23 protein-coding genes and 1 tRNA gene are annotated in these 25,641 nt (G+C 70.1%); 14 read left to right on the top strand and 10 right to left on the bottom strand.

Annotation, left to right across the window (positions count from 1 at the left end):
- Positions 1–249 precede the first annotated feature (249 nt).
- Positions 250–1,887 carry a chaperonin GroEL gene (gene groL, locus AB0333_RS08935; protein ID WP_366218329.1) on the top strand — a complete coding sequence of 546 codons (1,638 nt, stop codon included), beginning with the start codon at positions 250–252 and terminating at the stop codon, positions 1,885–1,887.
- Positions 1,888–2,021: 134 nt separating this feature from the next.
- Here groL and AB0333_RS08930 read toward each other — a convergent pair whose 3' ends face one another.
- The 7 genes from AB0333_RS08930 to AB0333_RS08900 all read right to left on the bottom strand — a co-directional run bounded on the left by AB0333_RS08930 (position 2,022) and on the right by AB0333_RS08900 (position 10,379).
- Positions 2,022–2,954, bottom strand: a complete 933-nt coding sequence (locus tag AB0333_RS08930) for a DUF4031 domain-containing protein (RefSeq protein WP_366218328.1) — start codon at positions 2,952–2,954, stop codon at positions 2,022–2,024.
- Between the two features lie 109 nt (positions 2,955–3,063).
- On the bottom strand, positions 3,064–3,354 hold the full coding sequence (locus AB0333_RS08925; protein ID WP_366218327.1) for a WXG100 family type VII secretion target: 291 nt from the start codon (positions 3,352–3,354) through the stop codon (positions 3,064–3,066).
- A gap of 58 nt (positions 3,355–3,412) precedes the next feature.
- Positions 3,413–5,125 (bottom strand): HAMP domain-containing sensor histidine kinase, encoded by a 1,713-nt coding sequence (locus AB0333_RS08920; RefSeq protein WP_366218326.1) that lies wholly within the window; start codon positions 5,123–5,125, stop codon positions 3,413–3,415.
- A 62-nt stretch (positions 5,126–5,187) separates the two neighbouring features.
- On the bottom strand, positions 5,188–5,895 hold the full coding sequence (locus AB0333_RS08915; protein ID WP_115932984.1) for a response regulator transcription factor: 708 nt from the start codon (positions 5,893–5,895) through the stop codon (positions 5,188–5,190).
- Between the two features lie 70 nt (positions 5,896–5,965).
- Positions 5,966–7,663, bottom strand: coding sequence for a DNA repair helicase XPB (locus AB0333_RS08910; RefSeq protein ID WP_366218325.1), 1,698 nt, complete (start codon positions 7,661–7,663; stop codon positions 5,966–5,968).
- A 63-nt stretch (positions 7,664–7,726) separates the two neighbouring features.
- Entirely contained in the window at positions 7,727–10,075 is a 2,349-nt protein-coding gene (locus AB0333_RS08905) for a helicase-associated domain-containing protein (protein ID WP_366218324.1), read from the bottom strand.
- A gap of 16 nt (positions 10,076–10,091) precedes the next feature.
- On the bottom strand, positions 10,092–10,379 hold the full coding sequence (locus tag AB0333_RS08900) for a hypothetical protein (protein WP_366218323.1): 288 nt from the start codon (positions 10,377–10,379) through the stop codon (positions 10,092–10,094).
- Between the two features lie 326 nt (positions 10,380–10,705).
- Here AB0333_RS08900 and AB0333_RS08895 point away from each other — a divergent pair, with 326 nt between their 5' ends.
- Together AB0333_RS08895 and AB0333_RS08890 are read left to right on the top strand one after the other, a co-directional pair.
- On the top strand, positions 10,706–11,089 hold the full coding sequence (locus tag AB0333_RS08895; protein ID WP_366218322.1) for a cold shock domain-containing protein: 384 nt from the start codon (positions 10,706–10,708) through the stop codon (positions 11,087–11,089).
- Positions 11,073–11,597 (top strand): DUF3027 domain-containing protein, encoded by a 525-nt coding sequence (locus AB0333_RS08890; RefSeq protein WP_366218321.1) that lies wholly within the window; start codon positions 11,073–11,075, stop codon positions 11,595–11,597. Before AB0333_RS08895 ends, AB0333_RS08890 begins: the two co-directional genes overlap by 17 nt.
- A 97-nt stretch (positions 11,598–11,694) precedes the next feature.
- Here AB0333_RS08890 and serC read toward each other — a convergent pair whose 3' ends face one another.
- Complete coding sequence (serC, locus tag AB0333_RS08885) at positions 11,695–12,822, bottom strand: phosphoserine transaminase (protein WP_366218320.1); 1,128 nt, start codon at positions 12,820–12,822, stop codon at positions 11,695–11,697.
- A 239-nt stretch (positions 12,823–13,061) separates the two neighbouring features.
- Between serC and AB0333_RS08880 the strand changes: the two genes are divergently transcribed.
- From AB0333_RS08880 to AB0333_RS08860, 5 genes are all read left to right on the top strand, one after another.
- Complete coding sequence (locus tag AB0333_RS08880) at positions 13,062–13,769, top strand: iron dependent repressor, metal binding and dimerization domain protein (RefSeq protein WP_366218319.1); 708 nt, start codon at positions 13,062–13,064, stop codon at positions 13,767–13,769.
- 290 nt (positions 13,770–14,059) lie between these two features.
- Positions 14,060–14,941, top strand: coding sequence for a C40 family peptidase (locus AB0333_RS08875; RefSeq protein ID WP_366218318.1), 882 nt, complete (start codon positions 14,060–14,062; stop codon positions 14,939–14,941).
- Positions 14,942–15,234: 293 nt separating this feature from the next.
- Positions 15,235–15,729 carry an HNH endonuclease gene (locus AB0333_RS08870; RefSeq protein WP_366218317.1) on the top strand — a complete coding sequence of 165 codons (495 nt, stop codon included), beginning with the start codon at positions 15,235–15,237 and terminating at the stop codon, positions 15,727–15,729.
- A 73-nt stretch (positions 15,730–15,802) separates the two neighbouring features.
- On the top strand, positions 15,803–16,102 hold the full coding sequence (locus AB0333_RS08865) for a DUF6457 domain-containing protein (protein WP_366218316.1): 300 nt from the start codon (positions 15,803–15,805) through the stop codon (positions 16,100–16,102).
- A complete protein-coding gene (locus tag AB0333_RS08860) occupies positions 16,099–17,982 on the top strand; it encodes an ABC transporter ATP-binding protein (RefSeq protein WP_366218315.1) in 1,884 nt (627 codons plus the stop codon). The genes AB0333_RS08865 and AB0333_RS08860 overlap by 4 nt, the downstream gene beginning before the upstream one ends.
- A gap of 5 nt (positions 17,983–17,987) precedes the next feature.
- Here AB0333_RS08860 and AB0333_RS08855 read toward each other — a convergent pair.
- A tRNA-Arg gene (locus AB0333_RS08855) sits at positions 17,988–18,061 on the bottom strand.
- Positions 18,062–18,115: 54 nt separating this feature from the next.
- On the bottom strand, positions 18,116–18,814 hold the full coding sequence (locus tag AB0333_RS08850; protein WP_366218314.1) for a hypothetical protein: 699 nt from the start codon (positions 18,812–18,814) through the stop codon (positions 18,116–18,118).
- A 150-nt stretch (positions 18,815–18,964) separates the two neighbouring features.
- On the opposite strand from AB0333_RS08850, the gene AB0333_RS08845 reads away from it, so the two are divergent.
- The 6 genes from AB0333_RS08845 to sucD all read left to right on the top strand — a co-directional run bounded on the left by AB0333_RS08845 (position 18,965) and on the right by sucD (position 25,469).
- Positions 18,965–19,318, top strand: a complete 354-nt coding sequence (locus AB0333_RS08845) for a hypothetical protein (protein WP_366218313.1) — start codon at positions 18,965–18,967, stop codon at positions 19,316–19,318.
- Entirely contained in the window at positions 19,315–19,779 is a 465-nt protein-coding gene (locus AB0333_RS08840) for a hypothetical protein (protein ID WP_366218312.1), read from the top strand. Before AB0333_RS08845 ends, AB0333_RS08840 begins: the two co-directional genes overlap by 4 nt.
- Positions 19,780–19,801: 22 nt before the next feature.
- Positions 19,802–20,521: a sortase gene (locus AB0333_RS08835; protein ID WP_366218311.1), complete on the top strand. Its 720-nt coding sequence runs from the start codon at positions 19,802–19,804 to the stop codon at positions 20,519–20,521.
- Between the two features lie 87 nt (positions 20,522–20,608).
- Positions 20,609–23,146: a UvrD-helicase domain-containing protein gene (locus tag AB0333_RS08830; RefSeq protein ID WP_366218310.1), complete on the top strand. Its 2,538-nt coding sequence runs from the start codon at positions 20,609–20,611 to the stop codon at positions 23,144–23,146.
- A gap of 215 nt (positions 23,147–23,361) precedes the next feature.
- Positions 23,362–24,540: an ADP-forming succinate--CoA ligase subunit beta gene (gene sucC / locus AB0333_RS08825; RefSeq protein ID WP_366218309.1), complete on the top strand. Its 1,179-nt coding sequence runs from the start codon at positions 23,362–23,364 to the stop codon at positions 24,538–24,540.
- A gap of 14 nt (positions 24,541–24,554) precedes the next feature.
- Positions 24,555–25,469, top strand: a complete 915-nt coding sequence (gene sucD / locus AB0333_RS08820; protein ID WP_366218308.1) for a succinate--CoA ligase subunit alpha — start codon at positions 24,555–24,557, stop codon at positions 25,467–25,469.
- Positions 25,470–25,641: the final 172 nt, after the last annotated feature.

Raw genomic sequence — 25,641 nt, 5'->3', positions numbered from 1 at the left:
GGATTCGCCCACGCGCTGAAAAGGCGTCCCACAGACCGGTGGCCGTTTGCACTCGGAGGGTGCGAGTGCTAAATATGGACTAGCACTCTGAGGTTGTGACTGCCAAAACCCGCAGGCATGCGGGTGGTCCTGGCCTCGGAGCAGACCTGAACGTGGTGAGGCCCGGTTCCGGGCCGTCCGTCGCGGGCACTGCACAGGTCAGTTGAACACTGCCAAGCAACGCCAAGGTCCAGAAAGGACAGTGCACACATGGCCAAGACCATTGCATTCGACGAAGAGGCGCGCCGCGGCCTGGAACGGGGTCTGAACACCCTGGCCGACGCGGTCAAGGTCACCCTCGGCCCCCGCGGCCGCAACGTGGTGCTGGAGAAGAAGTGGGGCGCCCCCACGATCACCAACGACGGTGTCTCCATCGCCAAGGAGATCGAGCTCGACGATCCGTACGAGAAGATCGGTGCCGAGCTCGTCAAGGAAGTTGCCAAGAAGACTGACGACGTCGCTGGCGACGGCACCACCACCGCCACCGTGCTGGCCCAGGCCCTCGTCAAGGAAGGCCTGCGCAACGTCGCGGCCGGCGCTGACCCGCTGTCCCTGAAGCGCGGCATCGAGAAGGCCGTCGCGGCCGTCATCGAGGAGCTCGTCGCCTCCGCCAAGGAGATCGAGACCAAGGAGCAGATCGCGGCCACGGCCTCCATCTCCGCCGCTGACACCCAGATCGGCTCGCTCATCGCCGAGGCCCTGGACAAGGTCGGCAAGGAGGGTGTCGTCACCGTCGAGGAGTCCCAGACCTTCGGCCTGGAGCTCGAACTGACCGAGGGCATGCGCTTCGACAAGGGCTACCTCTCCGGCTACTTCGTCACCGACGCCGAGCGCCAGGAGACGGTGCTGGAGGATCCCTACATCCTCATCGTCAACTCCAAGATCTCCACCGTGAAGGACATGGTTGCCCTTCTCGAGAAGATCATGCAGTCCGGCAAGTCCCTGCTGATCATCGCCGAGGACGTCGAGGGCGAAGCCCTGGCCACCCTCGTGGTCAACAAGCTCAAGGGCACCTTCAAGTCCGTGGCCGTCAAGGCCCCGGGCTTCGGTGACCGCCGCAAGGCCATGCTGGCTGACATCGCCATCCTCACCGGTGGCCAGGTCATCTCCGAAGAGGTCGGCCTGACCCTGGAGAACGCCGGCATCGAGACCCTGGGCACCGCCCGCAAGGTCGTCATCACCAAGGACGAGACCACCATCGTCGAGGGTGCCGGCGACGCCGAGCAGATCGCCGGCCGCGTGGCCCAGATCCGCGCCGAGATGGAGAACACCGACTCGGACTACGATCGCGAGAAGCTGCAGGAGCGCCTGGCCAAGCTGGCCGGCGGCGTGGCCGTCATCAAGGCCGGTGCCGCCACCGAGGTCGAGCTCAAGGAGCGCAAGCACCGCATCGAGGATGCTGTGCGCAACGCCAAGGCAGCGGTCGAGGAGGGCATCGTCGCCGGCGGCGGCGTGGCCCTGACCCAGGCTGGTGCCAAGGCCTTCGTCAAGCTCTCCCTGGAGGGTGACGAGGCCACCGGCGCCAACATCGTCAAGGTCGCCATCGAGGCCCCGATGAAGCAGATCGCCTTCAACGCCGGCCTGGAGCCGGGCGTGGTGGCGGCCAAGGTCCGCTCCCTGCCCGACGGTCACGGTCTCAACGCCGCCACCGGCGAGTACGAGGACCTGCTGGCCGCCGGCATCAACGATCCGGTCAAGGTGACCCGCTCTGCCCTGCAGAACGCCGCCTCGATCGCCGGTCTGTTCCTCACCACCGAGGCCGTCGTGGCCGACAAGCCCGAGCCGGCTGCGGCCATGCCGGGCGGCGACGACATGGGCGGCATGGGCGGTATGGGCGGCATGATGTGATCATCTGATCACCCGGAGCGCCCAGCTCTCACAGAAGCCCCACCCTCTCGATGTCAGTCGAGGTGGTGGGGGTTCTGGCGTTTCACACCCACGCCACCTCGACTGACAACGAGGGGTCTGAAGGGGGCAGTGGATCAGCGGGTCCAGTGCCGGGAGGTGGGATGCAGCTCGGCAGCGAGGTTGCGCCGGGCGTTGCGCTCCCAGAGCCTCGCTCCGGTGGCGGTCCGGTACAGGGGGTCCAGGGCCAGTAGGGAGTGGACGACGCCGGCCCGGCCGGTGGCGAAGTCAGTGTCCGGCACGTGCGTGAAATCCTGGCGGACGGCCGCCAGGTAGCGGGCGTAGTCGCCCCGGGAGCGGCCCAGCACCTCCAGGTCGGCGTCACTGAACACCGCCCCCGTCCGGTCGCCGGGGGCCGGATCGTGCGTGGCGGTCATCCGCACCAGCCGCGCGGTCTCCTCGATCTCCGGATCCGGCAGGCCCACCTCGGACAGGGTTTGTTCGGCCAGCACGGCGGAGTCCTCCTCGTCCTGGCCCGGCGGCAGGGCCGGGTCGCCACGGTAGACGGCATCGTGGAACCAGGCGGCCAGCTTAACACTGCGGGTCCACCGGCCGCAGTCCTCGCCGTGACGGACCAGCACGTCGATGGCCTTGAGCACCGCCAGCAGGTGCGAGCGGTCGTGATAGTGCCGGTGCGGCTCGGACCACCGGGCCAGCAGGTCCGTCACCACCGGTTCCCGCTCCAGGGGCGAGGCCCCGGGGAACAGCCGGTTGAACCGTTGGGTGAGGATCTTATCCAGCTTGCCGGCCCGCTGGGCTGCGGGGATGCGCAGCCCGGAGGCCACGAGCCGGCGGACCAGGTCCGCGCCGCTGACCTCCTCTGCGCCACGCGCCACCAGTTCCGCATAGCGATCCACGGGGACGTCATAGTGGTCCCCGTCGAAGGCACGCCGGGAGATGCCGGCCGCTGCCGCGAAGGAGTGCAGTTCCTCGAGGGAGCGGTCCGAGACCAGATGGGAGAACACGGTGCCGTGGGCCGGCCACCGCGCCGGATCGATCAACACCGTCATGCACCCATCCTAGTTTTCCGTTGAGGTGGGGTGGGTGTTTGCGGCAAACACCCACCCCGAATCGACGGAAAGCGAGGGGAAAGCGGAGGGGAGGTGGAGGGGTGGTGGGTCAGCCGCGGAACATGGAGGCGTTGGCCGTCTCCGCGTCCAGGTACTGCTGGGCCGCATGGGTCATGGCGCCGCGGATGGACACCAGGGACTCCTCCACCCGGGCCTGGGTGGCACGCCACTCCGTGAGGATGGACTGGAAGTTGTTCGCGGCCTGACCCCGCCACGTGTCTTGGAGCTGGCGGAGGTGGGCCTCCATGGCATTGACCTCGGTCTGGAGGCGGCCGATGGAGGACTCCACGGCCTGGCTCTTGGCCATGAGGTCTTCGGTGTCGATCTGGACGAGTGCCATGTTCTCTCCTGCGGGGCTGGGGCCTGCACGGAACGGTGTTGTCCCGGCTGATCCCACGTTAGGCAGGCCCGCGCCCCGGTGGGGGCGGCGGCTCATCGGATGTGGAGGGCCGGCCGGAGCCGGGCGGCTGTGGAGGACGTGGCGGGATGTCGAGCGCGCCGGTCGACGTACCCTCCGGAACGTCAGCGGCCTCGGTCTCGGTGTCGGGGACCTCCCCCTCCTGAGGCAGGTCATCCTCGTCCGCCGAGGGGTCCACCCAGGGCATCCGCACCGACATGGTGGCCCCGCCGCCGGGGGTCTGTTCCAACCTCACGGTGCCGTCGTGCTGGGCCACGATGGCCGCCACGATCGCCAGTCCCAGGCCGGTGCCGCCGGTCTCGCGCTGGCGGGAGGAATCGGCCCGGTAGAAGCGCTCGAAGACGCGAGAGGCGTCCTGCTCGTCGATGCCCGGGCCGTGATCCCGGATCTCGATCACGGAATCGCGGGATCCGTGCACCTGCCGGCCATCGGCGTGGACGGATCCGGGGAGCACGTCCACGGTGCCCACGGCGATCTCCAGCGGCGTTCCCGGCGGGGAGTAGCGCAGCGCGTTGGTCACCAGGTTGGTGACCACCTGGCGGATCTTGCCCTCGTCGCCGAGGGTGGGCGCGGTACCGGCGCGGCCGCCGTCGAGCCCCTCGAGGCTGATCTCACGGTCCGGGGCGTTCACCCGGGCATCCAGGACGGCGTCGTGGGCCAGGAGCATGAGGTCCACCGGCCGGTGCTCGAGCGGGCGCTGCTCGTCCAGGCGCGCGAGCGTGAGGAGGTCCTCCACCAGCTGGCCCATGCGCTTGGCCTCACCCTCGATCCGCCCCATGGCGGCGCCGACGTCGTCCGGGTCGCTGATCCCGCCGTGGCGGTAGAGCTCGGAGAAGCCGCGGATCGTCACCAGCGGGGTGCGCAGCTCGTGTGAGGCGTCCTGGATGAACCGGCGCATCCGCTCCTCGGACCGCTCCTTGGACCGGAAGGCCGTCTCGATGTGGGCGAGCATGGCGTTGAGGGACCGGGACAGGCGGCCGACCTCGGTGTCCGGGGCGCCCATCTCCACACGCCGGGACAGGTCCCCGGCGGCGATCTGCGCGGCGGTCCGCTCCACCCGCAACAGGGGCTTGAAGGCGCGCGTGGTCACGGCGTAGGCGATGAGCGAGGCACCGGCGGTGGCCAGCAGGCCGATGGTGACCACGAGGGAGGTCACCCGGTCCACGGAGTCGTGGACGGGTTCCAGCGGCAGGGCGATCGCCAGAGAACCCTCGCCGGAGGCCAGCCGGTACATCACCACCCGCCAGCCGCCGGAGGCCTCCGTGGTGCCGGAGACATCGAAGGCCTCGTTGTTGCGGGCCACGACCTCCTCGGCGGACAGGGACGGGACCACTGGACGGTCCTCGTTGGCCCCGGTGAAGGAGGAGTTGGTGGTGGTGGTGCCCGCATTGTCCTGCAGTTCACCGTAGAAGCGCAGGATGGACTGCGGCGAGGAGAAGTACCCGGTGTCCGTGCCCAGGCTCGTCAGATAGACCGAGACGTTATTGCGGTTGGCGTGGAGGTCGTCGTCGATCTGGCGGACGAGTTCCTGCCGGAACAGGGAGGCGGTCAGGGCGGCGGTGACGATCACGGCCAGCAGCATCAGACCGGAGGTCATGACCACCAGTTGCGTCCGCAGGGAGGAGGTCTTCCAGAGCCGCGCGAGCTCGTGGAACGGCCGGAAGCGCCCGGGGCGGTTCACGGTTGCAGGCATGCGTTCAAGGATACGGATCCCCGGGACCGGTTATCCCTGGCCACCAGTCGGGACAGACCGGGTCAGCGCTTGTCCGCGGACCGCAGCAGGTAGCCGACGCCGCGCTTGGTCTGGATCATGTCCGGCAGGTCGGCGCGGTCGATCTTGCGGCGCAGGTAGGAGATGTAGGACTCCACGATGGAGGCGTCGCCGTTGAAGTCGTACTCCCAGACGTGGTCCAGGATCTGCGACTTGGACAGCACCCGGTTCGGGTTCATCATCAGGTAGCGCAGCAGCTTGAACTCGGTGGGGGAGAGCTCCACCACCTCGCCGGCGCGACGGACCTCGTGCGCGTCGTCGTCCAATTCCAGATCGTCCACGCGCAGGATGGCCTCGTCGCCCTCGGCGGGCGCGGTGCGGCGCAGCACGGCGCGGATGCGGGCCACCACCTCGTCCAGGGAGAAGGGCTTGGTGACGTAGTCGTCGCCACCGACGGTCAGGCCCGTGACCTTGTCCTCGGTGTCGTCTCGGGCAGTCAGGAACAGTACGGGGAAGTGACGGCCGGCGGCGCGGAGCTTGCGGGTCACGGTGAAACCGTCCATGTCCGGCAGCATGACGTCCAGCACGGCGAGGTCCGGTTGCTCCTTCTCGGCAGCGGCCAGGGCGTCGCGTCCGTTGGCGGCCGCGACCACCTCGAATCCGGCGAACCGCAGGGACGTGGAGAGGAGCTCGCGGATGTTCGGCTCGTCATCCACGACCAGGAGCTTGGCTTCGGGTTCCTTTGACTTCATGTCTCCATCGTCCACCCGTTCGCTGGACGTTCCCTGAATGCCTGCTGGATGCGGCGGCCCGGCCGCCGGCTCAACTCGCTGCCAGGTCCCCGGCATCCAAGATCGTGTAGGCGTAGCCCTGCTCGGCCAGGAACCGCTGACGCTTCTGCGCATACTCCTGGTCCAGGGTGTCCCGGGAGACCACGGTGTAGAAGTGGGCTGACTTGCCGTCCTCCTTGGGCCGCAGCAGCCGTCCCAGCCGCTGGGCCTCCTCCTGCCGGGACCCATAGGAGCCGGAGACCTGGACCGCCACGGAGGCCTCGGGCAGGTCGATCGAGAAGTTTGCGACCTTGGACACCACCAGCACGCGGAGCCGGCCCTCGCGGAACTCGCCGAACAGCCGCTGCCGTTCGGCCACGGAGGTGGCCCCGGTCAGCACCGGCGCCGCCAGCAGCTCGCCCAGCTCGGCCAGCTGGTCCAGGTACTGCCCGATCACCAGCACCTGCTCGCCGGGGTGCCGGTCCACCAGTGACCTCACCACCGGCAGCTTGATGTCCGAGGAGGAGCACAGCCGGTACTTGTCCGCGTCCTCGGCCATCGCGTAGGCGATCCGCTCATCCCGCGGCAGCTCCACGCGGACCTCGATGCACTCGGCCGGGGCGATGTGGCCCTGGGCCTCGATGTCCCTCCACGGCGCGTCGTAGCGCTTGGGCCCGATGAGGGAGAACACCTCGGACTCCCGCCCGTCCTCCCGGACCAGGGTGGCGGTGAGCCCGAGCCGGCGCCGGGCCTGCAGGTCCGCAGTCATCCGGAAGATGGGAGCCGGCAGCAGGTGCACCTCGTCGTAGATGATCAGCCCCCAGTCATGACCGTTCACCAGCTCCAGATGCGGGTAGAGGCCGCCGCGCTTCAAGGTCAGCACCTGGTAGGTCGCAATGGTCACGGGGCGCACCTCCTTGACGGCGCCCGAGTACTCGCCGATCTCCGCCTCCGTCAGCGTGGTGCGCTTCAGCAGCTCCGCCTTCCACTGCCGCGCGGAGACGGTGTTGGTCACCAGGATCAGCGTGGTCGCGTTCGCGGTGGCCATGGCGCCGGCGCCCACCAGGGTCTTGCCCGCCCCGCACGGCAGGACCACGACGCCGGACCCGCCGGCCCAGAAGTTCTCCACCGCCAGGCGCTGGTAGGGGCGCAATCGCCAGGGCTCCGCCGGCACGGCGCCGGCCGGGCCGTCGTCGGGCACCTCCCCGGTCTCCGGCACCTCGGTGAGGCCGATGGGATAGGGGGTGCCGTCCACGTAGCCGGCGAGGTCCTCGGCGGGCCAGCCGAGCTTGAGCAGCTGCTGCTTGAGCTGGCCGCGGCTGGCGGTGTGCACCACCACGGTCTCCCCGTTGAGGCGCGGACCGAACATCTCCGCGGTCTTCTTCGCGTGCAGGACCTCCTCGAGCACGGGGTAGTCGTCGGTGCGCATCACGAGGCCGTGGACCGGGTCGTTCTCCAGGCGCAGCCGGCCGTAGCGGGACATCGTGTCGTCGATGTCCAGCAGTAGCGCATGCGGGACCGGGTACCGGGAGTAGGTCAGCAGCACGTCCAGCACGCGCTCGGCGTCCACCCCCGCGGCCCGCGCGTTCCACAGGCCGAGATTGCTGATGCGGTAGGTGTGCACATGCTCCGGGGCGCGCTCCAGCTCGGCGAAGGACGCCAGGGCGTGCCGGGCCTCGGTGGCCTGGGGGTGATCCACCTCGAGCAGCACGGTCTTGTCCGACTGGACTATCAACGGGCCATCGGCCACGGGTCCTCCTTCGGTACGGCGGGGATACTGACGTTCAGGTGCGGCGTCGACTGCGCCAGTGAATCACACGGTGGTGGCCGAGACGATCCGGTGCAGCGGCACCACCGTCTCGGCCTCACGGTCCGGAACGAGGCAGCGGACCCGTCCGCCGGCGACGGCCAGGGGCACCACGCGGCGGGACTGCCGCTGGCCCCGTTGGTCCACGGTGACGAGATCGACCTCGGTCCGCTGCCGCGCGGCCTGATGCAGCACGGCCACCGCCTCCTCGGTCCCCGCGCCGCTCGGGGCCGGCTGCGGGGCAGACCGCAGCCGGGCGATCTGCGCGGCCAGCTCCTCCTCGGACGGCGACCAGCGCACGGCCCGGACCGGCTCCGGGAAGACTCCGTCCCCGGCGTGCGTGCGCCGTCCCCCCTCGGCGGCGGGGCCGCGGGTTGGTCCCCGCCGGGCGGACGCGGACCGGTGCCCGGCCTCCGCCAGCATCCGGTGCAGAACCGCCGGGCCGACGCCGGCCACCACCACGGTGGGGGCCAGCCGTTCCAGCTGGGCCGTGGCCAGGGCCGGATCGGCGACGATGACATCCAGCAGATCCTCGTCGTCCGAACGCAGCCAGGCACCCGCGTCCCCGAGGGTGAGCGTTCCATGGCGCCGGGCCACGTCCCGGATCAGGTATCGCAGCGACTGCGGGATCGCGTCCTCGGAGTGGTCCTCGAGGAAGGCCTCGAGTTCCTCGGCGTTCGACCCCGACTCCAGGGCCCGGTGCACTGAGGCATCGGAGAACCGGTAGACCCGGGCGGCGCCGTCGCCCTCCACCTCGGCCATCGCCGCCAGCCGTCCGGCCACGTCCGGATCCAGGTACCCCGGGGCCACGGCCGTCAGGTCGCCCTGCAGGCGCACCCGGGTGAGCGCGGCCGGCAGCGCCGCCCCGACCGCGGCGGCGGCCTCGTCGAGCCGCCCCGCCGCTACCAGTGCCCCGGCGGCGGTCAGGGCCCCGGCACCGACCAGCCCCAGGCGATCGGCCTCCGCCAGCAACGGGAGGGTGAAGGCGGAGCTGCGGGCCTGCTGCCGGGGCCCGCGCCACCGTTGGCGGTCCGGGACAGCCTCGTCCAACCGGGTGCCCGGCTGCTCATCCGAGACCTCCAGGGCCGCCTCGAGCACGGCCGCGCGGAGACGGGGCGCGTCCGGGCGGTTGCGGTCCGGAGCCAGGGCCCGTCCCGAGGAGGGGCCGCCCGGGCCGAGACCGGAGGTCCCCGGCGGCACGGGGCCGAGCATCGGTGCGCGGCCGCTGGACAGCCATCCGGCGACGAGGGCCTCCCACTGCACCTGGCGTTCGCTGCGCCGCCAGGCCGGGACCGTGGCGGCCGGGACCCAGGTGGAGGTGTCCGGGTCCAGGACCACGAGGCCGGCGGAGGCCAGCAACTCCAGCAGCCAGGAGACGTCCTCGGGGGTGCCGCCCGCGGTGCCGGCCAGCCGCTTCAGATCCCGCACCCCCACCCCGCCGGAGCGCAGGGTCGGCAGCCCGCCGGCCAGCGCCTCCAGGAGGTCGGCGGCGCCGCGCAATAGGTCGCCGATAGCGGCCAGGGCGGCATTGCGGGACAGGGCCGGGTTGACGGCGCGGCCGGACGGAGCCGGCGGCTCCGGATGCACGGTGCGACCGGCGGTGCCGCGACGCCAGGCCAGCCCGGCCTCCAGTGGGTGCTCGGCCACGGAGCCCTCGGAGCCGGACCGGTCCGCGCCCAGCGGCACCAGCAGACCGGTCCGCAGGAGCACCTCGTGGACGGGGCCGGGGGGCTCGGGGACGCGGGCCACGGGCGAGGACTGCAGCGCCTCCAGGGCCGCGGTGGTGCGGGCCAGGAGCTCGCCCCGGACGGCCTCGCGGGCGAGCAGGGTCAGCACCCCCTCACGGTCCGCGGGCAGGACGATCTCGGAGCCGAGGGCGGCGGCGGTCCGACCGAAGGACAACGGGTGGGGCCCCAGCGCGGCGGCGACCGGAACCGGAACCCGCCAGCCGGCGTCATGCTCCACCACGAGGGCCGCCTCGACGAGATCGAGCACCAGCGCCTTGATCGCCGCGAGGTGCGCTTCGTCCGGTGCTGTGCCGGGGAGGGACGGTGCGGTGCCGTCCGTCAGGAACGAGGCGAGCCGGGAGAGCGTGACGGAGGGGCCGGCGTCGGGCCTGGTGGGTGGCAGCTGGTCCAGGATCGCCAGGACGGCCAGGCCTTCGAGGACGTCCAGATGGGCGCGGTCCAGGCCGTCCAGCGCTCGCAGGACGGACATCTGTGTACTGGCGCGGGCCGCGAGGGCGGCGAAATCGGGGACCGGAGGGTGGCACAGGTCCGGGCGCAGCGAGAACAGCCGCTCCAGGCGATGGTCCGGCCACCCGGAGAGGTGGTCCGTCAGGGTGGCGGCCCTCATGCGCACCGGCGCCGGGTCAGGCGCGGCGTCTCAGGACGGCCTTGGCCACCACGTAGGTGAGCATCAGGACGAAACTGAGGGGGAGGCCGTAGAGGCCGAACCAGTAGAAGAGCGGCCAGGCCGTGACCGTGAGGAAGTAGGAGACCAGCAGCAACACCGTGGCCGCGAAGGAGACCGCGGTCAGGGTGGCGCCCACGATGAGCAGGGCTCTTAGCCAGAGCGAGGTCTCCGGGGTGGACGGGGCCGTGGGGTCGGGGGAACCGTGGACACGGGCGTCGGAGGAGACGAAGGGGCGAACGGACATGGCCCCCAGTCTACGCCGGGTGCGCGCCGGGGCCCTCGGTGGGGACGCCACGGGAGAAAACCGGGGGTGAGAGGGTATCCTGTGGGGGTTACAGACTTTCCCTTCCGACCGGCACGGGCCGCGGCACAGTGGAGCAGGGCCGCCCGGACCACGATGTCCGAGGACAGGACCACCCCGCGGGCCGGCGGCGCAGCCAGGGCCCGGGAGCCTGCCGGACCATGAGTGTCCGCGGCCACCGAACGGGCCCGGGGCGATGATCCGACCGGGCGGCCACGGCACGCCGACAGGGCCGGAAGGGGCACCGAGGAGAGATAAGGACATCAAGAATGCCGACCGGCAAAGTAAAGTTCTACGATTCGACCAAGGGCTTCGGCTTCATCCACACGGATGAGGGCCAGGAGGTCCATCTGCCCGCCTCCGCACTGCCCGAGGGCGTGACCGAGGTCCGGGCCGGCACCCGACTGGAGTTCGGGGTGGCCGAGGGCCGCCGCGGCCCCCAGGCCCTGAGCGCCCGCATCCTCAGCGACGGCCCCTCCGTGGTCCGGGCGACCCGCCGCAAGCCGCAGGACATGGCCGTGGTGGTCGAGGACCTCATCAAGTGGATGGACATGGCCTCCAACAGCCTGCGCAAGGGCAAGTACCCGCAGAAGGCCCAGGCCGAGAAGATCGCCATGGCCCTGCGCAAGGTGGCCGATGAACTTGAAGCCTGAGCCCACCGCCCCTGAAGGTCTGGGGGACGCTCCTGCCGAGACCGTGCAGTCCGCGGGCCGCTCCGTGCGGATCCCGCCGAAGCCGACGCGGGCGCCGCGCAAGCGCACACCCAAGCTGGACGACCTGCTGGCCGCGGCCGTGGCCGAGGCCCGGGCGGCGCTGGAAGGCCTGGCCGAGGACGGGGACATCGGTGAGCACGTGGGCACCGAGGCGGACGACGACCGCCTGGTCACCCACCGCTTTGCCGCGACCCTGCCCGGCTACGGCGGCTGGGAGTGGTTCGCCACCCTGTCCCGGGCACCCCGCAGCAAGGTCGTCACCGTGTGCGAGACCGGGCTGCTGCCCGGGGCGACGGCGATCCTGGCCCCCGACTGGCTGCCGTGGTCGGAGCGCGTGAGCCAGGAGGAGAAGATCCGTCTGGACGCGATCGCCGCCGGGGAGGACCCCGAGAAGGCCGTGGCCCGCGCCCAGGGCGAGCAACAGGACGAGCAAGACCAGCAGGGCTGAGGGCCGGAGAACCGGCCCGAAGGACAACGACGGCGGCGCACCCGGGTGGGTGCGCCGCCGTCGTGCTCTTCTCAGGTGTGGCTCGGTCCGAGGGCGCTCAGGAGAGGCGTTCCACGACGTGGTCGATGCAGGCCAGCAGGGCCGTGACGTCGTCCGGATCGATGGCGGCGAACGTAGCGATGCGCAACTGGTTGCGGCCGAGCTTGCGATACGGCTCCACATCCACCACGCCGTTGGCCCGCAGGACGGTGGCCACGGTGGCGGCATCGACGCGGTCGTCGAAGTCGACCGTGGTGATCACGGCGGACCGGTCCTCGGGGCGGGTGACGAACGGGGTGGCGAAGCTTGAGGACTCCGCCCACGTGTAGACCCGGTTGGAGGAGTCGGCGGTCCGGGCGGTGGCGAAGTCCAGGCCGCCGTTGGAGTTCATCCACTGGATCTGGTTGTCCAGCATCACCAGGGTGGCCAGGGCCGGGGTGTTGTAGGTCTGGTTTTTGACGGAGTTGTCCACGGCGGTCTTCAGGTCCAGGAAGTCCGGGATCCAGCGACCGGAGGCCTTGATCTCCTCCACCCGGGCCAGCGCCGCGGGGGAGAAGAGCGCCAGCCAGAGGCCGCCGTCCGAGGCGAAATTCTTCTGCGGGGCGAAGTAGTAGGCGTCGGCCTGGGACACGTCCACCGGCAGTCCTCCGGCGGCGGACGTCGCGTCCACGAGCACCAGGGCGTCGTCAGCGGCACCGGACACGCGCCGCACGGGAGCGGCCACTCCGGTCGAGGTCTCGTTCTGCGGCCAGGCGTAGACGTCCACGCCGGCCTCGGCCTGCGGCTCGGGGCGGGTGCCCGGCTCGGCGGTGAGGATGGAGGAGGCCTCCAGGAACGGGGCCTGGTCCGTGGCCTTGGCGAACTTGGAGCCGAACTCACCGAAGGACAGGTGCTGGGCCTTGCTGCGCACCAGGCCGAAGCTGGCGGCATCCCAGAAGGCGGTGGAGCCGCCGACGCCGAGGATGACCTCGTAGCCTTCCGGGGCGGAGAACAGCTGTGTCAGACCCTGACGGACGCTGCCGACCAGGTTCTTGACCGGCGCCTGGCGATGGGAGGTGCCGAGCAGCTTCGAGCCGGCGGCCACCAGGGCCTGCACCTGGTCCGCGCGCACCTTGGACGGTCCGGCACCGAACCGTCCATCCTGCGGCAGCAGGTTCTGGGGGATGGTCACCTCGGGTGTGCTCATGGGATCTCCTGACGTCTGGGTAGGTCTCGGCCGGGCCGCGAAAGGCCATTCTCCCGCACCGTGGGGCCCGGGAGCGCCACGTGTCGGGCCGGCTCCGCTCGGCCGGTGGCGGAACTCGCCCCCCGATCCCGGCCGCACGACTAGGATGGATGGTGGACTTCCCGTGTCCGCGCCCGCCACGACCGGAGGGCAGGGACGGACACGACGCAACGTTGGGGACCTGGAGAGGAACATCAGCCGTGACGGACCTGATCGATACCACCGAGATGTATCTGCGCACCATCCTCGAACTCGAGGAGGAGAGCATCGTCCCGCTGCGGGCCCGCATCGCCGAACGCCTGGACCATTCCGGCCCCACCGTGTCCCAGACCGTCGCGCGCATGGAACGTGACGGCCTGGTGCACGTCCGCAACGACCGGCACCTGGAGCTGACCGAGGACGGCCGGGAGAAGGCCGTGGGCGTGATGCGCAAGCACCGCCTCGCCGAGCGCCTGCTGGCGGACGTCATCGGCCTGGACTGGGCCTATGTGCATGAGGAGGCCTGCCGCTGGGAGCACGTCATGAGCGAGCAGGTCGAACTGCGTCTGCTCGAGCTGCTCCACAACCCGGCGGAATCGCCCTACGGCAACCCGATCCCGGGCCTGGGCCATCTCCAGGCTCCGGCGCCGGGCAGCGGGTCCCCGTTCGACCGGGGCGAACGGCTCTCGGTCGTGTCCGGCCAGCCCGGCCGCTACACCGTGGTGCGCCTGACCGAGGCCATCCAGACGGATCCTGAGCTGCTGGGAGAGCTGGCCCTGGCCGGCGTCCGCCCCAACCAGGACATTGAGATCATGGCCAGTGACGGATATGTCACCGTCCGGCCCGCGGAGGCCGTTGAAGGCGGGGTGGCGCTCGAGGTGAACGGGGAGACCGCCTCGCACATCATCGTGGAGCGTCGCCAGCTCTGAAGAATGCGCCGGCGTTACGAGTTTTGCACCGATTCGTGATCCATCATTGATCGAATAATCCGCGGAATCACGCGGGTTTCGGCGCACTCTGCCAAGTTTTCCCCAGGCCCCGTGACCTCAGCGTGACATTCATAAACTTTTGATATACCTTGGATCCAGCGCTTCGGACAGTCCTGATCGAAGCGGCCGACCGGTGGTTTGCCATTCCCCCCGCGACCACGGTGCACTCAGCAGTCGTCAATCATGGCGGGGGCGGACTCTGTCCGGAGGCACGTGAGAGAGGTATTTACGTGTCGAAGCGCAGCTCCGCAGCACGCCATCGCGCCGTTCCGGCGAACTCCAACCCGCTGGAGGCCATCTCCAAGGCCGTCTCGTCGAACGCCGGGACCGTCGGTCGCCAGGCCGCCGTCGTGGCCGCTGCCTCCGGGCTCGTGCTGTCGATCGGCATGCCGGCCCAGGGTGCGGCTCCGGCCGTCCGCGAGACCACCAGCATTCCGGCCCCGGGCCTGGACATCGAGCGCGCCGCGGTGACCACCGTCAACGTCGCCGCCGCCAAGGACGCACCGGTCGAGCTCGACCGTGCCCCGGTCACCTCCAAGCCGGCCCCCGAGCCCGAGCCCGAGCCGGCTCCGGAGCCCGAGCCGGAGTACACCGCTGCCTCGCAGAGCGAGCAGAGCGAGTCCACTGAGCAGACCGATCGGTCCACCACCTCGGAGTCTTCTTCCACTTCATCGTCCTCGTCTTCGGATGAGTCCCAGGAGTCCTCCCGGGAGTCCTCCGAGACCCAGGAGGCCGCCGCAGAGCCGGCTCCGGCCGCGCAGAGTTCCAGCATGGGCGGCGTCGTGGGTGCCGCCTATGCCGGCGTGGGCGTGCCGTACGTCTACGGCGGCAAGACCACCTCGGGCTGGGACTGCTCGGGCTTCGTGGCCTGGGCCTACGCCCAGGCCGGGATCAGCATCCCTTCACAGACGTCGGCAATCCGCTTCTCGGGGAAGTTTGTCCCTACATCCGATCCCAAGCCCGGGGACCTGGTGTACCAGAACGGCGGCAGCCACGTCGGCATCTACGTCGGCAACGGCCAGATGATCGGCGCCCAGAACCCCTCCGTGGACACCTTCCAGCACCCCGTGACCCGGAACCCGTTGATGGGGTACTACACCTACGTCGGCTGACCACCGACTGCATGACCCGGCCCTGAGCGCCGGTGAATGACGACTGCTACGAGGACCCCTCCGCACGGAGGGGTCCTCGGTCGTCTCCACCATGAATCGGGCGTGAAGGCCCCGTGAACACTCCCGGCGACACGCCAGGTCGGTGGGGTGCCGGAACCGTGGGGTGCCCAGGTGGCGCGTATCCTGAGTCTGATCGTCAACCCGATTCATCCCCGCAGACGCCGGATGGCCGGGTCGGTACCCGGCGGACGATCCGGCGCCCGCGGCACAGACGAAGCCGCGAGGTACGTCCCATGCGCACTCTGGTCCTGAATGCCGGCTACGAGCCGCTGTCCGTTGTCAGCTACCGGCGCGCCATCCTGCTGGTGGGCACCGGCAAGGCGAGCGTGCTCGCCGACGGCGGGGATCCCGTCGTCGGACCCTCCACCACCGTGCGCCGGCCCGCGGTCATCCTGCTCACCCGGTACGTCCGCATCCCGCACTCCGATTCGACACCGGTGTCCCGCCGCGGGGTCCTGCGCCGCGACGGTCATCTGTGCGCCTACTGCGGGCGGACCGCCACCACGGTGGACCACGTCCACCCGCGGTCCCGCGGTGGTGAGGACTCCTGGGAGAACCTCGTGGCGTGCTGCCTCGCCTGCAACAACGCGAAGGGGGACCGCACCCTGGCGCAGATCGGCTGGGTCCTGCGTGTCACCCCGGCCCGCCCGCGCGGCGCCCAGTGGAGGATCCGCGAGCTGGAGAAGCCCGCCGAGCAGTGGACGGACTTCCTCGCTGCCGTGGCCTGATCCGGAGGACACCGGATCGTTGGTAAGGCTGTCCACACCGGGCCGCGAGGGCTCCCGGACCTAGACTGGTGCGGTGTCCGAGACCCCACGTGCCGCGCCCAAGCCAGCCATCCTGCCCCCGGCCACCGGGTGGCCAGCCGAGCTGATGACCGCACTCGAGCTGGACGGTGCCCACCCGGACTTCACCCGGCTGGCGCGCCTCGCCCGGAACGCCGCGGCCGCGTCGGGGAACGACGACGACGCGGCGGCCACCGCGTTCATCGCCGGCTACGCCGCGGGACTGGCCGAGGGATCGGGCCAGGCCGGTTTCGACCGGGCCCACCGCGCGTCGCTCCGGGGAATCGAGCGACTGCTGGACCGGCCCGCCCTATGAGCATGGAACGTGCGGCCATGCAGGCCATGCGCCGGGCCAGCCACGGCGACCCCTCTGACGGTCGGCGGCTCCAACCGGGCACCATCCGGCGCACCCTGGACTTCGTCCGCCGGTACAAGGGCAAGCTGGTCTTCTACCTGATGCTCTCCGTGGTCGGGGCAGTCCTGGGCGTGGCGTCGCCGATCCTGGCCGGTGACGTGGTGGACGCGATCGTGGGCGGCGGGAACGCCGACCGCATCGTCCAGCTGGCCCTGCTGATCGCCATGGTGGCGGTCCTGGACGCCGCCCTGGCGGTGGTGACCCGCTGGCTGTCCTCTGATCTGGGCGAGCGGATCATCTACGACCTGCGCACGGCGGTGTTCGACCACGTGCAGCAGATGCCGATCGCGTTCTTCATGCGGACCCGGACCGGTGCGCTGGTCTCCCGGCTCAACAACGATGTGATCGGTGCCCAGACGGCGATCTCGAGGACCCTGTCCGGCGTGGTGATGAACGTCGTCTCCGTGGTGCTCACCCTGATCGTCATGCTGACCACCTCGTGGCAGATCACCCTCGTCTCGCTGGTGCTGCTGCCTCTGTTCTTCATCCCCGCCCGCGTGATGGGCGGCAAGATCGCCGAGCTCAGCCGCAGCCAGGCGCACCGCAACGCGGCGATGGGCGACCAGATGACCGAGCGCTTCTCCGCCCCCGGCGCCACGCTGGTCAAGCTCTTCGGCCAGCCGCACCGCGAATCAGCCGAGTTCGCGGCACGGGCGGACCGGGTACGGGCCACCGGCGTGGGGATCTCCGTGCGCCAGTCCGTGTTCATGACCGCCCTGACCCTGGTCTCGGCCCTGGCCCTGGCCGCCGTGTACGGCGTCGGCGGGCTGCAGGCCCTGGCGGGCCAGCTCAACGCCGGTGACGTGGTCACCCTCGCCCTGCTGCTGACCCGGCTGTACGGCCCGCTGACCGGCCTGGCCAGTGCGCGGGTGGAGATCATGGGCGCCCTGGTCTCCTTCGACCGGATCTTCGAGGTCCTCGACCTGGAACCACTCCTCCGGGAGAAGCCCGACGCACGGGTCATCCCGGACGGACCCGTCACCCTCGAGGTGCAGGACGTCCGCTTCGCCTACCCGAGCGCGGACCAGGTGTCCCTGGCCTCCCTCGAGGACGTCGCGGTCCTGGACCGCCGGGGCGGCTCCGAGGTCCTGCACGGCATCTCCTTCACCGTGCAGCCCGGCCAGACCTACGCGCTGGTCGGCACCTCCGGAGCGGGCAAGTCCACTATCGCGTCCCTGCTCGCGCGGCTGTACGACGCCGGCTCCGGCACCATCCGCTACAACGGCACCGACCTCAGGGACACCACGTTCGCGTCCCTGAAGGAGACGGTCGGGATGGTCACCCAGGATGGACACCTCTTCCATGACACGATCCGCGGGAACCTCACCCTGGCCCGGCCCGAGGTCGGTGACCCCGAGATCTGGGACGCGATCGACCGGGCCCGGTTGCGCGGGGTCGTGGAGGGCCTGCCGGACGGGCTGGACACCGTGGTGGGGGAGCGCGGCTACCGGCTCTCCGGCGGCGAGCGCCAGCGCATGACCATCGCCCGCCTGCTGCTGGCCGCTCCGCGCGTCGTGCTGCTGGACGAGGCCACCGCGGCCCTGGACTCCACGTCGGAGAAGGCCGTGCAGGCCGCCCTGGCAGAGGCTTTGCAGGGGCGCACCGCCGTGGTGATCGCTCACCGGCTCTCCACCATCCGCTCCGCCGACCGCATCCTGGTCGTGGAGGGCGGGCGCGTGGTGGAGGAGGGGCCGCACGAGGCGCTGCTGGCCGCCGGCGGGCGGTACGCGGAGCTGTACCGGACGCAGTTCGACGATCCGTCCACGGGCGCACCGCGGTGAAGGGGTGCCCCCGACTGGATTCGAACCAGCGACCTGCCCTTTAGGAGAGGGCCGCTCTATCCTGCTGAGCTACGGGGGCCAGGGACCATGGACGCTGAGCGATCAGCCCGGGGCGCCGGTCCACCAGAACATCCTACTGAACGATCTGCGCCTTGCGCTCGGCGACCGCGCGCCGGACCTTGCCGAGGAGCATCAGTACCACCCAGAGGGCGATCGCCACCAGCAGCACCCACCGGACCGAGGTGAACACGGAGGCCAACCCGGCCCCCTCTCCACCGGCGTCCAGGGCCGACTCGATGAGCATGTTCTCCGCGATGTCCATCACGGCGAAGACGGCGCCCGCGGCGTACGAGAGCCAGCGGCCCCAGCCGCGCGGCAGGCACCAGGCGGCCACGGCGGACACGCAGAGGAAGACGAACAGCGGGAAGATCACCCCGGCGGTCTTGTGCACCCAGTTCAGCTGGCCGTGCGCGGCCTCGTCCATCGCCCCGTCGAGCTGCGCGAGCGCCGCGGCGTCATAGGTGAAGCGGTGGTCCGGCATCGGCAGCCCGCCGGAGAGGGCTGACATCTGCGGCAACACCATGATGTGCAGGTAGAAGAACATGAACAGCGTCGCGCCGATCAGCGCGATGACGAGCATGCCGGGGCTGCCCTGCTGCTGGCCGGAGGCCTGCAGGTCCTGCCTCACCTGGTGCACGGACACTCCGGGGTGCCGGACGGGCCCGACGTCGGCCGGACGCCCGTCCTGCCCCTTCGTCTGGCGCTGGGCGTCGGCCCGGGTCCGGGCCGGATGGCCGACGGGGCCCTTCTTCTGGTACTTCTTCTGCGACACGTGGAACCTCCAGCCTCCATTGTCCCAGGTGTCCGGGCTGTCCGCGGCCAACATCTGCCAGCTCCCGGTGGCACGGGCTGCCAACCCCTCCCTGAGGCCTTTTCCCGGCTCCAGGAAGGTTTTTTCCTCTCCGACCTATCCGAACCCCGTGTGACTCCAAACACCCTGTACCGGAACAACAACGAGGAGATTGTCATCCGTAAGAAAATGCTCTTGGCCCCCGTGATCGCACTGGGTGCCCTGACCTTGACGGCGTCCCCTGCCCTGGCGCAAGGAACCGACGCCTGGTCGGGCCAGGCAGGCCTGGAGTCGCTGAATGACAGCGGCACCACCGGTGATGCCATGATCGAGATGAACGGAAATGAGGCCACGGTGACGCTCAACGTCTCCGGGGCGGCCGAGACCTTCATGGACGGGCCCTTCCCGCACGCCCAGCACATCCACATCGGCGCCGACGGCGTCTGCCCCCTCCGGAGGCCGACACCGACGGCGACGGTGCGGTGAGCACCCCCGAGGGTCAGCCGTTCTACGGCATGATCGGCACCTCGCTGACCACTGAGGGCGATACCGGCGTCGATTCGGCCTTGGCCATCGAGCGCTTCCCCGGCGGCAGCTCGTACACCTACGAGCGCACGTTCGAGCTCAACGATGACACTGCCGCCTCCTTGGCGGACGGCACCGCCGTCGTGGTGGTCCATGGCGTGGATCCGACCCTGCTGAGCGCTGAGGCGCAAGAGAAGATGAGCGAGTTGAACCCGGAGCTGCCGCTGGCGGCCACCCTGCCGGCGGCTTGCGGCACCGTGACCGCATCGCAGATGGGTGAGATGCCCGAGGGCGGCGCGGACACCGGTTCCCCGGTACAGCAGGAGGACAACTCCGGCATGCTCGTGGGCGCCGGCGCCCTCGCGGTCGCGGCACTGGGCGGCGGCGCCTGGGCCCTGAACCGCCGTTCGAGCCGGGCCTGAGCGACCGGAGGCAGTTCACACCATGACGTCCCCTACTACCGGCCGCCGCGCAGTCCTGGCGGGCTGCGCGGCGACCGTCCTGGTGCTCCTCGCCTCCTGCGCGGCACCGCAGGGCCCGGCAGGTGCAGAATCTGCTGGGCCGAGCGAATCCTCAGCGAGCGCTGTGGCCGGACCTTCCGCGACGGTGTCCCCGACGCAGACGCCGGCTCCGACGACGTCGCCCTCGGCTGCCGCCAGCGGTTCCGCGGCCACCACGGACCCACCGGAGCCTCAGCCGGAGGCCCTGCCCGCCTCGGAGCCGGCCACGCTCTCCGTGCCGGGGATCAACGTCGAATCCGAGGTGATGCAGCTCGGACTGCAGGAGAACGGGGTGATCGAGGTCCCGCCCTACAACCTGGGCTCCCCGGCCGGGTGGTTCATCCACTCGCCGACCCCCGGAGAGGTGGGGCCCTCCGTCATCCTGGGACACCGCAACGGCATCGAGGGCGGTCCGGGGATCTTCGCCGACCTCCCCCAGACCGAGGTGGGGGACTCCATCGAGGTCACCCGGCAGGACGGCTCCGTCGCCAGCTTCACCGTCTATCGCACGGAGCTGTTCCGCAAGGACGAGGGATTCCCCACCCTGGAGGTCTACGGCAACACCGAGGGGCCGGAGATCCGGCTGATCACCTGCGACGGGCTGAATCAGGAGACGGGCATGCTGGAGGACAACTTCATCGTCTACGCGACCCTGGACACCTGAGGCGCCGGCGGAGGACTGCCGAGGCCCGGCCGGTGCTGTGGACGTCCCCTTCGGGCGTCCGGCCCGCTCGGTAGACTGGACGCCACCATGCCCCAGAATTTCCAGACGTCCCTGCCCGGCCTGTTCACCTCCCGCACCACCGAGCCATCCGGCGCGGATCCGGAGGCCTTCACCCTTGCCGCCCCGGCACACCGCGCCCCCACGGCCGACGAGCTGCTGGAGGGGCTGAACGAACAGCAGAAGCAGGCCGTGGTCCATACCGGCGGCCCGTTGCTGATCGTCGCCGGCGCCGGCTCGGGCAAGACGCGGGTGCTGACGCACCGCATCGCCTACGCCCTGGCCACCGGCCGGGCCCGGCCGCACGAGATCCTGGCGATCACCTTCACCAACAAGGCCGCCGCGGAGATGCGTGAACGCATCTCCGCCCTGATCGGCCCGGCGGCCCAGAAGATGTGGATCTCCACCTTCCACTCGTCGAGCGTGCTCATCCTGCGCCGGGAGGCCACCTCGGTGGGGCTGAAGTCCAATTTCTCGATCTACGACTCGGCGGACTCCCTCCGCCTGGTCACCTCGATCGTCAAGGCCCACGACCTGGACCCCAAGAAATTCACGCCCAAGTCGCTGCTCCACAAGATCAGTGCGCTGAAGAACGAACTCGTGGATGCCGAGGACCACTCCTCGACCGTCTCCGAGTCGGACCCGTTCGCCCAGGCGGTCTCCACCGTGTATCTCGAGTACACCCAACGGCTGCGCCAGGCCAACGCCATGGACTTCGACGACCTCATCGGCATGACGGTCAACATCTTCGAGGCGTTCCCCGCCGTGCTGGACAACTACCGCCGCCGCTTCCGGCACGTGCTGGTGGACGAGTACCAGGACACCAACCATGCTCAGTACCGCCTCGTCCGTCTCCTGACGGGACCGGCCCACGAGCCGGAGGGGGTCGAGACGGCCGGCGGTGAGCTGACCGTGGTGGGCGACTCGGACCAGTCCATCTACGCGTTCCGCGGCGCGGACATCCGCAACATCGTGGAGTTCGAACAGGACTACACCCAGGCCACCACCATCAAGCTCGAGCAGAACTACCGTTCCTCGCAGACCATCCTGGACGCCGCCAACGCGGTGATCTCCAAGAACCCGAAGCGCCGGCCCAAGAACCTGTGGACCGCGGAAGGGGTGGGGGAGAAGATCATCGGCTACGCGGCCGAGAACGAGTCCGCCGAGGCCGAGTGGATCGCCACGACCATTGACCGGCTGCAGGACGAGGACGGGATCCGGCCGGCCGACGTGGCCGTGTTCTACCGGACCAACGCGCAGTCCCGGTCGCTGGAGGAGCGCCTCGTCACCAAGGGAATCCCGTACCGGGTCATCGGCGGCACGCGGTTCTACGACCGCAAGGAGATCAAGGACGCGCTCGCCTACCTGCGCGTGCTGGAGAATCCCGACGACGACGTGAACCTGCGCCGCATCCTCAACGAACCCAAGCGCGGGATCGGGGATCGCGCCGAGGGCGCGGTGGCGGCCCTGCAGGCGCGCCACCGGTCGACCTTCTTCGAGGCCCTCCGGCAGGCGGACCAGGCGCCCGCGATGGCCAGCCGCTCGGTGAAGGCGGTCAACGGCTTCGTCCAGATGATGGGCGACCTGGCCCAGGTGGCCGCGGCCTCGAGTGCCGCCACCGTGCTGGAGGCGGTGCTGGAGCAGACCGGCATGCTGACCGCCCTGCGCTCCTCCGAGGACCTGCAGGACGAGTCCCGGGCGGACAACCTCGGCGAGCTGGTGGCCGTGGTCCGGGAATTCGAGAAGAACAACCCCGGCGGCACGCTGGGGGACTTCCTGGAACAGGTGGCCCTGGTGGCCGATGCCGACCAGCTGCAGGCTGCCTCGGACGAGGAGGGCGCGGAGCTGGCCGAACAGCTCGGCCAGGTCACGCTCATGACCCTGCACACGGCCAAGGGCCTGGAGTTCCCGGTGGTGTTCCTGACCGGCATGGAGCACGGCGTGTTCCCGCACTCGCGGTCCATGACGGACGAGAAGGAGCTGGCCGAGGAGCGCCGGCTGGCCTACGTGGGCCTGACCCGGGCGCGGAAACGCCTGTTCGTCTCGCGTGCGGAGGCCCGGTCCCTGTGGGGTCAGCATCAGTTCAACCCGCCCAGCCAGTTCCTGGGGGAGATCCCCGAGGCCCTGCTGGACTGGGAGCGGGAGGGCTCCGCGCGCCCCGCCGGTTTCGCCGGAGGGGCGTCCGGGGGATGGGGCGGGGGCTCCATCGGCGGCCACGGTGGCCAGAACGGCCAGTACGGCTCGCAGTCCCGCTATCCGCAGCGGTTCTCCGGCTCCCACTGGGGGGCCGGCGGGCCGACGACCAACCGGCCGGCCCGCGCGTCGGGCAGCTACGCGGAGGACGCGGAGCTGAAGGTCCCCCCGCGTGGGGCCGCCCGCACCCGGGTGCAGCCGCAGAAGGAGATGATCGCGCTGAGTCCCGGCGACCACGTGGAGCACGGGACCTTCGGCCGCGGCACGGTTCTGAGCCTCGAGGGCCAGGGCGACAAGGTCGTGGCCAAGGTGAGCTTCGACGGCACCGAGAAACGGCTGCTGCTGCGGTACGCCCCGCTGAGCAAGGTCGAGTAACCACCCGGTGGAATAACCGACCTGGCCCCCCGTGGACTAAGGTATGGGATGGAACGCCCAGGGAATCCCTGGGCTTCCGGCCGGCTTCCGCCGTGCCGGACATGCTCCGGTCGATGTCAGGGGTGGAAACGCCCTTCGTCACTGCACTGTGGTGTGCCTGATACCGCTCGCGGAATCCGACCGTCCCCGTTTTCGACGTAGAAGGACTGCAACCCGTGGACCTGTATGAATACCAGGCGCGCGATCTGTTCGAGGCACACGGTGTTCCCGTGCTGGCTGGCATCGTGGCGCAGACCCCGGAAGAGGCCAAGGCGGCCGCTGAGAAGATTGGCGGCGTCACCGTCGTCAAGGCCCAGGTAAAGGTCGGTGGCCGCGGAAAGGCCGGCGGCGTGAAGGTCGCCAAGACCGCCGATGAGGCCTTCCAGTACGCCAAGGACATCCTGGGCATGGACATCAAGGGCCACACGGTCCACCAGGTCATGATCGCCCAGGGCGCCGACATCGCCGAGGAGTACTACTTCTCCGTGCTGCTGGACCGCTCCAACCGCACCTACCTGGCCATGTGCTCGGTCGAGGGTGGCATGGAGATCGAGCAGCTCGCCGTCGAGCGCCCCGAGGCCCTGGCGAAGGTCCCCGTCTCCGCGCTGACCGGCATCGATGCCGAGACCGCCGCCGCCATCGTGGCCGAGGCCAACTTCCCCGAGGAGCTGCGCGGCAAGGTCGCGGACGTCCTGGTCAAGCTGTGGGATGTCTTCGAGAAGGAAGACGCCACCCTCGTGGAGGTCAACCCGCTGGTCAAGACCGGTGCCGGTGACATCGTCGCCCTCGACGGCAAGGTCACCCTGGACGAGAACGCCGAGTTCCGCCAGGACGGCCACGCGGCTCTGGTGGACAAGCGCACCGAGGACCCGCTGGAGGCCAAGGCCAAGGCCAACGACCTCAACTACGTCAAGCTCGATGGCCAGGTCGGCATCATCGGCAACGGCGCCGGCCTCGTGATGTCCACGCTGGACGTGGTCGCCTACGCCGGTGAGAACCACGGCAACGTCAAGCCCGCCAACTTCCTGGACATCGGCGGTGGCGCCTCGGCCGAGGTCATGGCCAACGGCCTGGACGTCATCCTGAACGATGAGCAGGTCCAGTCCGTGTTCGTGAACGTCTTCGGCGGCATCACGTCCTGTGACGCGGTGGCCCACGGCATCGTCAAGGCCCTCGAGATCCTGGGCGACGCCGCCACCAAGCCCCTCGTGGTGCGCCTGGACGGCAACAACGTCGAGGAAGGCCGCCGGATCCTCTCCGAGGCCAACCACCCGCTGGTGACCCTCGCCACCACCATGGACGAAGGCGCCGACAAGGCCGCTGAACTCGCCAACACCGCGTCGGCTGACAAGTAAGGACCCCTCAACTCATGTCGATCTACCTGAACAAGGATTCCAAGGTCATCGTCCAGGGCATCACCGGCGGCGAAGGCACCAAGCACACCGCCCTGATGCTCAAGGCCGGCACCAACATCGTCGGCGGCGTGAACGCCCGCAAGGCCGGCACCACCGTGACGCACAGCCGTGCGGACGGCTCCGAGGTCGAACTGCCGGTCTTCGCTTCCGTGGCCGAGGCCATGGAGGCCACCGGCGCCGATGTGTCCGTGGCCTTCGTGCCGCCGAAGTTCGCCAAGGATGCCGCCATCGAGGCCGTCGAGGCCAAGATGCCGCTGCTCGTGGTCATCACCGAGGGCATCCCGGTGCAGGACACCGCCGAGTTCTACGCTCTGGCCGAGTCCCGCACCGACGCCAACGGCAAGCCGACCACCACGATCATCGGCCCGAACTGCCCCGGCGTCATCACCCCCGGCGAGGCGCTGGCCGGCATTACCCCGGCCAACATCACCTCCAAGGGCCCGATCGGGCTGGTCTCCAAGTCCGGCACGCTGACCTACCAGATGATGTACGAGCTGCGTGACCTCGGCTTCTCCACCGCCATCGGCATCGGCGGCGATCCGGTCATCGGGACCACCCACATCGATGCCCTCGCGGCGTTCGAGGCGGACCCGGAGACCAAGGCCATCGTGATGATCGGCGAGATCGGCGGCGACGCCGAGGAGCGTGCGGCCGACTTCATCAAGGCCAACGTCACCAAGCCGGTCGTCGGCTACGTGGCCGGCTTCACCGCCCCGGAGGGCAAGACCATGGGCCACGCCGGCGCCATCGTCTCCGGTTCCTCCGGCACCGCCCAGGCCAAGAAGGAGGCCCTGGAGGCCGCCGGCGTCAAGGTGGGCAAGACCCCGTCCGAGACCGCCGACCTGATGCGGCAGCTCCTGAACGGCTGAACCGCCACCCCTCTCAACGACGCCGGCCCCCTCCTTCCAGTGGAAGGAGGGGGCCGGCGCCGTTCTACTGAAACGGCCTGGCGCTCAGAGAGCCGAGACGATCCAGATGATCAGGGCGATCGCGACCAGGATGCCCACGATGGTCCAGACAAGGTTGCTTCCACGCATGTTG

Source organism: Citricoccus sp. NPDC079358 (genome assembly GCF_040702545.1).
Taxonomy (GTDB): domain Bacteria; phylum Actinomycetota; class Actinomycetes; order Actinomycetales; family Micrococcaceae; genus Citricoccus.
This window is presented reverse-complemented; position numbering and strand designations above follow the sequence as displayed.